This window comes from Microcystis sp. M49636_WE2 (assembly GCF_030065375.1).
Taxonomy (GTDB): domain Bacteria; phylum Cyanobacteriota; class Cyanobacteriia; order Cyanobacteriales; family Microcystaceae; genus Microcystis; species Microcystis aeruginosa_C.
Genome location: NZ_JASJFG010000492.1, coordinates 1 through 9,546, shown reverse-complemented (window position 1 = coordinate 9,546; position 9,546 = coordinate 1). Strand labels below are relative to the sequence as shown.

At 37.3% G+C, this 9,546-nt stretch carries 9 protein-coding genes and 2 pseudogenes; 7 read left to right on the top strand and 4 right to left on the bottom strand.

All coding sequences use genetic code 11. The annotated features are described in order from the left end of the window. From PX484_RS11570 to PX484_RS11560, 3 genes and pseudogenes are all read right to left on the bottom strand, one after another. Window positions 1-538, bottom strand: a pseudogene (locus PX484_RS11570) (cation:proton antiporter); the annotation flags it as partial. Continuing rightward, window positions 535-882, bottom strand: a complete 348-nt coding sequence (locus PX484_RS11565) for an NADH-quinone oxidoreductase subunit K (protein ID WP_287667936.1) — start codon at window positions 880-882, stop codon at window positions 535-537. The gene PX484_RS11565 and the pseudogene PX484_RS11570, both read right to left, overlap by 4 nt. A gap of 833 nt (window positions 883-1,715) precedes the next feature. Then, window positions 1,716-3,086, bottom strand: a complete 1,371-nt coding sequence (locus PX484_RS11560; protein WP_287667933.1) for a helix-turn-helix domain-containing protein — start codon at window positions 3,084-3,086, stop codon at window positions 1,716-1,718. Between the two features lie 201 nt (window positions 3,087-3,287). Between PX484_RS11560 and PX484_RS11555 the strand changes: the two genes are divergently transcribed. From PX484_RS11555 to PX484_RS26025, 7 genes and pseudogenes are all read left to right on the top strand, one after another. Beyond that, window positions 3,288-4,364, top strand: a complete 1,077-nt coding sequence (locus PX484_RS11555; protein WP_287667930.1) for an ABC transporter substrate-binding protein — start codon at window positions 3,288-3,290, stop codon at window positions 4,362-4,364. Window positions 4,365-4,399: 35 nt separating this feature from the next. Next, entirely contained in the window at window positions 4,400-5,926 is a 1,527-nt protein-coding gene (locus tag PX484_RS11550; RefSeq protein ID WP_287667927.1) for a substrate-binding domain-containing protein, read from the top strand. After that, on the top strand, window positions 5,927-6,697 hold the full coding sequence (locus PX484_RS11545) for an ABC transporter ATP-binding protein (RefSeq protein ID WP_287766664.1): 771 nt from the start codon (window positions 5,927-5,929) through the stop codon (window positions 6,695-6,697). Beyond that, complete coding sequence (locus tag PX484_RS11540; protein ID WP_002793259.1) at window positions 6,690-7,487, top strand: ABC transporter permease; 798 nt, start codon at window positions 6,690-6,692, stop codon at window positions 7,485-7,487. Before PX484_RS11545 ends, PX484_RS11540 begins: the two co-directional genes overlap by 8 nt. A gap of 354 nt (window positions 7,488-7,841) precedes the next feature. Continuing rightward, window positions 7,842-8,066, top strand: a complete 225-nt coding sequence (locus tag PX484_RS11535) for a DUF2281 domain-containing protein (protein ID WP_002796731.1) — start codon at window positions 7,842-7,844, stop codon at window positions 8,064-8,066. Window positions 8,067-8,071: 5 nt separating this feature from the next. Next, window positions 8,072-8,458 carry a type II toxin-antitoxin system VapC family toxin gene (locus tag PX484_RS11530; protein ID WP_159249122.1) on the top strand — a complete coding sequence of 129 codons (387 nt, stop codon included), beginning with the start codon at window positions 8,072-8,074 and terminating at the stop codon, window positions 8,456-8,458. A 118-nt stretch (window positions 8,459-8,576) separates the two neighbouring features. After that, window positions 8,577-8,757 (top strand): annotated as a pseudogene (locus tag PX484_RS26025) (hypothetical protein). Between the two features lie 9 nt (window positions 8,758-8,766). Here the strand turns inward: PX484_RS26025 and fbp are convergent. Beyond that, a partial coding sequence (fbp, locus tag PX484_RS11525; protein WP_288103913.1) for a class 1 fructose-bisphosphatase occupies window positions 8,767-9,546 on the bottom strand: 780 nt, incomplete at its 5' end.

The following is a 9,546-nucleotide window of genomic DNA, read 5'->3' as shown; positions in this document are numbered from 1 at the left end:
TTAAACCAGCAAAAGCAAAGGAATTATTGGCTTTATAGACTAAAACTGCGCCAATAAGGTAAAATAACATCGCCACATTGCTGATAAACAGATAACGCAGGGCAACCCAGAGAGAGCGATCGCTGCGAGGATAGGCAATCATCAGAAAAGCGGCAATACTAATTACCTCTAGGGCAACGTAAACGCTAATAAAATCTTCACAGACGAAGACAGAGTTAATACTGCCGTGGAGAATGATAGCTTGGGCGTAAAAAAAGGCGGTTTTGCTACTTTCCCAGTTATAAAAAATAACTGCCATCGTCACCAGGGCATTGGTGAGGATAAAATAGGCACTTAACTGATCGGCTACCAGTCTCACGCCATAATTATCCAGTAGGTTAAGGGTTATGGGGGAGGATTGGCTAAATAAAAGGAGAGAATAGGCGAGAGAGATAATAGTGGCGGCGAGAGCCAGATATTTGTCTAATCGCGGCAATAAATAAATGATAAAGCCGATCAAAAAGGGTAAACTTATCCAAGCGATCGTTAAAGTATTCATGGTGTATTATTTTTTTCTATCTCACTGCTGTGGAGGGTGGGGTTATCTTTGGCTAATTTCATTACTCCCACCAGCATTAACGCCTGAATGGAAAAACCGATGACGATCGCTGTTAAAATCACTGCTTGGGGTACAGGATCGGCGTAATTTTGCTGTTTAACTGTACTGAGGATGGGAGTAAATAAACCATCACGGGAAGAAATCACCACATAGTAGGCGATAACGCCGGTACTCATGACATCCATGGCGATAATCTTCATGATTAAGTTTTTTTTCAGGAATGTTCCTAAAAATCCGCACAAAACGGTGGCGAATACAAACAACTCTAGCGGGGGGATCGTCACTGGGCTTCTTGATTAGATTTGGTTATGAGTCAAAATACTTTTTCTAATTATCCTCGATCGAGTCCCAATTGATCAAAAAATTCTCAAGATTATGGGGGGAATTTTCGGGCAGCAAATAGATTGTTTTGGATCTATAATTATTATTGAAAAAAATAAAAGCAAGCGGTTTCGCTTTAATAATGTATATCTTGCCAGAGAGCGCAATCAGTAGTGTTTTGGAAATCTTTGATATTTTTGCTGGCAATAATAACCCGAAGATATCCCGCCCGTCCGCTTCATCAACTTGTTAGTATTTGTGTAAGAATAACCTGAAAAATTTTTATAGGAAATATAGATTCACACTACATTTAACATAAAAGTTGTAGGTTCTTCCGAACTTACACTGTAGAAAATTCCTCAAGCTCCCTCTCTGCACAGTAAGGCTCTAAAGTTGATAAATATCAATCTAATAAAAACTCAAAGCCTTAGTATACAAGCTTTACAAGCATGAGTTGTTGATAGTTTTACATGACAGGTTCGGTAGAGCCAAGTTGTACAACTTATTTTTACATAATGCCTTAGCCTGCGTTGCCACTCACCGACAACTCCTACAACTCATCGATCATTACTAACCCAGCTTCTGTAACGTCATTAATTTAAAGGTTGAATTTTTTGTAAGGGTTGTTGTCTGGCGAGTTGCCAATTATTTTGTAATTCTAATTGATGAAGAGTGATCGAATTTAGGTGTCCTGGAGTTTGTCTAGGCGATTCAACTGAAGCTTAGGAGAGGCTTTTGGTAGGTTAACGAAATAATTTTTTATGATTGATAAATCGCCGATATCAAGAAAATAAAATTAATAATTTATCGTTTTAAAGTATTCTTTAAAAACTGGAGCAATAGTGTAATTATTTTCATTTTTTGATGTGGTGGAATGGTTCTCAATTAATGAGCGTCTAATCAAGGATTGAACGGTATTAATAATCTGGTTTTTAGGTTGGGAAAATATCTCGAATAATTGGATCAAAGAGTTTGGAGTATCGTTAACAGCCAGATGGGTTAAAATTTCTTTTTCTAGGGGAGATAATCTATCAATTTGACTACGGAGAATCAGTTGTAGTTCTTCTGGCAATAGACAAGTTGTAGTTTGAGGTATTGTAACCCGACCATTAAATAATTGATTGAGTAACGTGGCAACTAATTTGAGATAAAGAGGATTACCTTGATAAAGGGTGATAAATTCATCCCAGTTTTCTTGATTATTTAAATCTTTTTCCTTGAGAATACTTTTTGCATCTTGACCTAAGCCTTTAAGAGGAAAAACAGAAACGCCAGGGTACTTCTCGGCTAGATAAACAATATCTTGAGGAACTTCCCAACTATTCACAATAAAGCAACTACTTTGTTTAATTTTGCTGAAAAATTTGAAAAAGTCTTGATAGTCAGAGTTTTGATAATGACCAGCGAGTTGTCCATCTTGTAAAAGCGATTGCAGATTATCTAAGATGATTAAACAGCGATGTTGTCGAAGTAGTTTAGCTAGGTGACGAAGCGGATTATTGGTATTTTTTTCGTTTGGAGTTGTCGAGGCTAGTAGTCCATCAGCAAGAATTTCAATTAATTCCTGTTCTAAATTTTTGAGTTCAGGAAAGTCCTGTAAATCACGCCAGATAATAATATCAAAATGATTTTTAATTTGTTCAATTAGTTCAAGGGCTAAGGCGGTTTTACCAATCCCTGTCATACCCGCAATTATAATAAAATGAGAATGTTGTTGTAATATCCAATTTTGTAGAGTATCTAATTCTTGAGTACGACCATAAAAAAGACTACGGTGGGGGGCATCATCTAAGTCAAGGTAGGGTCTTTGTGTTAACTTTGCTTGGGGATTTTTGAGAGATTTTAAGTCACTGCCACAAATATTAATATGGGTTTGGGAATTAGGAGAAAAGTTTGAGGAAATGATTGAATAACTGGCTCTTTCTAAAGTAGTACGAATATTGGACTGGGTTATTTTTTCTCCGACTTCCTCAGATAGGATTTTCCAAAGACTAGCGGCAACTTCTCTAACGTAATTAACGGTGCAATCATGTCTTTCTGCAATTTTATTGTACTTACTACCCTGTAAAGTCTCTTCTAAAATATCACGTTGGAGATCATTTAAATGCTTATTTGTCTTGGCCAAAACCACATCATCGGCAAATCTTAAGATTTTCTTAAGTTCCATAACAGTGTTAATTGAGTGAGTTTACATATCTTAACGGCACATTATCTCATATTTTCCTATTTTTGACAATATTCTCATGAGAGATTAAGCAAAAATTATCCTAAATAATCCCAAATTTATCAATATTTTAGTTTTTTATGTTACAAAATTTAATATTTTCTGCGGCGGTATGATCAACTAAGAATTTTTTCATATCTAGTCATGGCTCACAACGGCGACGAAACAAAGGCAAAAGAAACAAAGTTAATCAATAAGACTTGGGTTAAGGCGGTTGGTGTTCTTGCGCTAATTGCAATTCCAGTGTCATCGTTTCTTCTCTGGCGAAACACCAGTCTTTGGCAAAACCAAAACACGGGCGGAATTCAAAAAATCACAATTGCTCAATTTGGTGATGTTTTTATTTATGCTCCTCTTTACATTGCCATTGATGCAGGGTTCTTCCAAAAGCAAGGCTTAGATGTGTCCCTGATCAGTACTGGCGGTGATGAAAAAACCTGGGCGGCTGTTATTAGCGGTAATGCAAGTTTTGGTGTTGCCGATCCTACGTTTGTAGCGGTATCAGAATCTAGGGGACAGCCAGGTAGGGTGATTGGTAATATCGTAAACGGTGTACCATTTTGGGGTGTGACATTCAACCCTAAAATTAAGGTTAGCAAACCGCAGGATTTAAACGGTTATTCCGTTGCAACTTTTCCCGCACCATCAACAGCTTATACTCTACAAAGACAGATGTTTATAGATGGTGGGCTTAAGCCAAACATTCGTGAAACAGCCTTCGGAACGCTTTTGACAGCATTAAAAGCAAAACAAGTAGATATTGCATTAGAATTAGAACCAAATGTTTCTCAATCTGTTCTTGGAGGTGCTAAAATCGCCTACTCTTTAGCTAGTTTATACGGAGATTTTGCTCTTACAGGCTTAACGGCAACACCTGAATCACTAAAGGAAAAACCCGAATTAGCTCAGAAGGTAGTTTGTGGTATTCAAATGAGTTTAGATTTAGCAAGAAAAGAGCCTAAATCTGCTTTGGCAATCCTTCAAAAACGCTTTCCAGAAGTCGATCCTAAAGTGGCAGAAGAAGCATTAAAAAGGCTAGTCAATGAAAAAATTATTCCCGCAAATGCTATTACTCAGCAAACTGCTTGGGATAAGGCAATTAAGTTAAGGTTTCAAGCTGGAGATATTAAAAATCCTAAACCTTTTGGAGAATATGTTGATAATACATTTGCGGAAAAAGCGGAAAAAGATTGTCGCTATTCTACCCCTTCAAGTCCTTAATTTTGTATTTGTAATCATTACCTTTTGAGATACCTATGGCAAAACTTCAAGAAGTTAATCGAGAAGTTAAAATTATACAAATTGATTTTTACTTTGTTTATTTACCCTTTTATTACGCCACGAGTAATAAGTTCTGGTCTAGTAAGCTAGATAACTATAGATTTAGTTATACTAATGATTTAGCTAAAACAGATAAACAGGTAATTGAGCGTCTTATGAATAGCAATGGCTCAGATATTGTCTTTGCCATTGCTGATCCCGCTTCAATTTTTGAATATCAAGCTCAACATGACGCTAAAGATATTGTTATTTTAGCCGCATTATTGACCAATGCCGCATTCTGGGCAGTCGATCATGATAATCATACAGTAGAAAACTTACAGCACTTAGATCAATTTGACAAAATTGTTGCTTATGGAGAAGGAACAACAAGTCATCGAATAGCTAGAACTATTAATCCACAAAAAACACAATCGGTTCCTCCAAAAACAGAAATAGAGGTTTTAACTCAAGGTAACAGACAGGAAAGTGTTATAGTTCTTACTCCTGATCTTGTAGGATTAGAAAAGACTTTGTTTAATAATAATGAATACCAAGTTAAGTTGAATGTTGGAAGTACGACAGAATTTGATGAGGTTTTAATTACTGCTCTTATCACCCGCCGTGATGTTATTGATCATCATCCAGAACTTGTTAAGGAAGTTCTCAAGGGTATTCAGAGGGCTTGCTATCTTGTCCAAATTGATGATGAGGGTTCAGTAAAATTTGCTGATCATTTTGCGGCTCTTCATCCTTTGCAGCAAAAAACTTCAGAAACAGAAGAAATACTTAGAAGTGCGCTAAACCGTGCAAACTGTTGTCGTGTTTTTCCCTCGGCAATTACAATTACAGAAGCTCAATGGAAAAGGGCTGCACAGGCATTTTGGCGATCAAAAGGAGAGGAGTTTACACAAGAAGTAGAAAATACAGCAAATGGAATTTATGAAAACAATATAAAACCTTATTGTGATTATTCACGAAACGCGACCAAGACTGTTTTAAGAACTATGTCTAAAGTCCCCATCCAGAATGATCCTTTTACACTGAGACAATTTTTATTCATAATGTCAAACTTACCAAAGCATCTAAAATATCTTTTAATTCCGGTATTGTTGATTCTAGCCACACTACTTATTCGAGGTTCTTATTCAATAATAATTGATTTTAAGAATTGGGTTTTTACTTTGAATCCTCCTAATCCTTCACCGATAAAGCCTGACCCTTCTCCTCCAATACAAGGGATGGTTTCTGTCTCTATGAGACTAAAATGGAGAGATACTAACGAGCCAATTCAAAGTGCTTACATTACTTTTTTTGATGGTGCAAAACCAATTGAAGAAGCGGCAACAAGGACTAACTCTGAAGGGAATTTTACAGTATCTCTTCCTAAGAAAACAATTAAATGTGAAGTAAAGCATCAAGATTTATTCAACAAAATAGAATCTTTTGATTTACTTTTACTATCTCATACTGGGAATGAAATTAATATTCCTGAAAAACAATTTCAAAAAAGAAAAAATTAAATGAGTAATTCTACAATTGATATTAAAGTTAAAAATTTGAGTGTCAAATTTCAAAAAAACTCTAAGTCTTTTTTTGCGCTAGATGGAGTTGATTTTGAAGTTAAGCGTGGTGAATTTTTCTGCATTGTTGGCCCTAGCGGTTGCGGAAAATCTACCTTACTTAAAACTCTGTTAGGATTTTTACAGCCCACCACTGGAGAAGTCCATATTTCAGAAGAACGGAAAAAAGCTGGTATGGTTTATTTACCCCAGTCTCCCTCTCTATTACCCTGGAGAACTTTGCTACAAAACGCCGCATTAGGTTTAGAAATTAAAGGAAAACTAAATAAAGATAGACAAGATACTCTTAAATTTGACATTAGTAAATTTGGATTGGGTGATTTTGAAAAACATTTATCTACAGAAATTTCTGGTGGAATGAAGCAAAAAGTCGAGTTAATTCGTGCCTTAGCGAGTGGGCCTCAACTTCTTTTTTGCGATGAACCCTTTGCCTCTATTGATTTTGTTAATCGTTTTGAATTAAATACTGAATTTAAACATCGTTGTACAATAGCAAGAACAACTACGGTTTTTGTAACTCACAACATAGAAGAAGCGATTTTCCTTGGTAACAAAATTGCTGTCATGAGTCAACGCCCTGGACAAATTATAAAAATTTATGAACCGAAATTATCAAAAAATGCTCACGATGCTATCAAATGTAGGGAATCCCCTGAGTTTGAAGATTTGTTTCAAAAAATCTGGGAAAATCTTAAAGGAAATTATGAATAACAAACATCAAAAATGGAAAATTCTATTTATTCAAACTTTAATTATCCTACTTTTTGCCCTGATCTGGGAAGGATTAGGCAGAAGTTCTAAAAATATCTTCTTTCTGATTGGTACTCCTCTAGCTGTCGCAGGTGAGTTTTGGCAACTTCTCATTGCAGGTAATTTCATCGGCAATTTTTTCATAACAGGTGCAGAAGCAGTTGTGGGCTTATTAATTGGTACTTTAATTGGGACAGTTCTTGGACTTTCTTTATGGTTTTCTGAATCGGCTGCTTTTATCGCTAAACCTTTTGTGACCGCACTTGGTGCATTGCCTGTCTTTGCTCTAGCTCCATTGATGATTGTTTGGTTTGGTGTTGGTTTTGGTATGAAGGTGGCCATCGCAGTTTTTTCAACTGTGTTTGTAGCCTTTAACCAAGCTTATAAAGGAGCCAATTCTGTAGCCCTAGAATATGTTGACACACTTAAAGGAATGAATGCGTCTCGTTCCCAGATTTTTCAAAAAGTAATCATTCCTGGTTCCTTAGATTGGGTATTAAGCTCTATTCGGTTAAATGTTGGATTTGGATTATTGGGGGCATTTATTGGAGAATATATTTCATCAAATGAAGGTTTAGGTTATCTGATTCTTCGTGCTAGTAATCTGTACAATATTCCAAGAGCTTTTGCCGCAGCGATCGGGATTATCGCCCTTGCCTTGATTTTGGATAATATTGCCCAGTTTATTGAACGACGACGTTATACGATTGTCCAATGGATCAGTGTTCCCCCGCAACTTTGGCATCGTTGAGGTGAACAACAGTCTGTAAAGATACCCTCAATTATCATTACAGAAAATTAAGTTGCGATCACCATATAAACAGAAAAAGCTGTCGGTTCTGATATGGCTAACCCTTCCAAACGCATTCCTTGCTGGTGGAAGGCGATCGCCGTAAACTAGAGGATTAGCGCAATCCCCCTATGTAAACGACCAAAACCGCCAAACCAATAGCTATACTGTTACAAGAGCTATTTCCCGCAATTAGACCGCCAAGAAAAATTGAATGCCAACGATAACAAAAGAAACCCTTAAGCAAGAACTCGATCGCCTTAATAATCAACAACGTCAAATCTTAAATATTCAACCTTAAAAGGAGCAAACCTAATGACAACTAGAGAAAGACTGATCCAAGAAATATCTCAAATCTCCGAAGAAATTGTTGAAGAACTGCTTGACTTTTTATTATTTACCCAAGCCAGAAGGAATCAACAAAAAGAGCCAAAAACCCCTAGACCCTACGCCCTCTGTCAAGGAGAATTTACCGTTCCTGCTGACTTTGACGATCCCTTACCCGATGAAATCCTACAGGACTTTGAAAACCCTTTATAAAAATCATGCGACTTTTACTCGATACTCATATCTTTCTCTGGTTTCTTAATGGAGATACTCAACTTTCACAAGATTTTTGTGATGCCATTAAAGACGCTAAAAATAGCGTATATTTGAGTGTAGCCTCCATCTGGGAAGCCATTATTAAATATCAATTAGGTAAACTTCCCTTGCCAGAATCACCAGAAGTTTATCTGCCCAAACAACGCGATCGCCATCAAATAACGAGTTTAACGATTGATGAAGAAAGCATCGCCTATTTAATGAAATTACCTCCCTTGCATCGTGATCCCTTTGATAGACTGCTAATTTGTCAAGCAATGCAAAATGATTTAATCATTATTACAGTTGACCAAAAAATTCGCTCCTACCCAATCATTACAACCTTATAATTAATCAGACAAAAATGGCAGAAGTAAACGTTTATTATGATCCAATGGGTAACACCTCAACCGTTGGGTTTGGCGCACCGCACGATCATTAGAGTATTCATGGTGTAGGATTTTCGGGTTGTCTTATGCAAGGTCTGTCTCTATAAGGGTTTCATTCCTTATAGAGACAGACCTTGCTGTGATTTTTGCCAATTGTTTTCGATCTAGAACTAGCTAATCAATTAAGTCTCTTGTCAGATAAGGATTTGGTCGATTTATGCCCCCCGATCAAACCATACCAAGTAACGAAGAACCAATAAAACTATAAGTTAAACTCGATCGCGATGACGGCGATCAGCAATAAAAGACTCTACCAATTTAACATCTTCGACACTACCGATCACTAAAGGTGTGCGGTAGTGTAATTTATCGGGAACGATATCTAAAAGATTTGTCACCCCATCACTAGCTTTACCTCCTGCCTGTTCAATTAAAAAAGCAAGGGGTGCAGTTTCATAAATTAATCGCAATTTTCCCTGGGGATTTTTAACAGTACCCGGATAGAGAAAAACACCACCCTGCATTAAAATTCGATGGATATCTCCCACTAATGCCCCACTGTAACGGGCCGTGTAACCATCATGACGGTGAACATAACGAGTATAGTCGCGAATTGCCTCATCCCACTGCCAAAAATTGCCCTCATTGGTACTATAAATCGGGCCATGGTCGGGGATAATAATATTCTCTTGGGCGAGGATAAATTCCCCTAAACTGGGGTCAAGGACAAAGGCATGAACACCGCGACCGATCGAGTAAACTAAAATAGTCGAGGGTCCGTAGAGAATATAACCGGCGGCGATTTGTTGACGACCATTTTGCAGTAAATCCCGCGCCTCTCCGTCTAAATCATTGCCTTCCTGTTGACGGATGGCAAAAATCGAACCCACATTTAGGTTAATATCCACATTGGAAGAACCATCGATCGGGTCGTAGAGTAGGGTATAGCGACCGATGGGACAGTTTTCTGGGATATAATAGGGTTTATCCATTTCCTCGGAAGCAAGACGGCAAACTAAACCACTTTGCTTAAAAACCGAGATAAATAC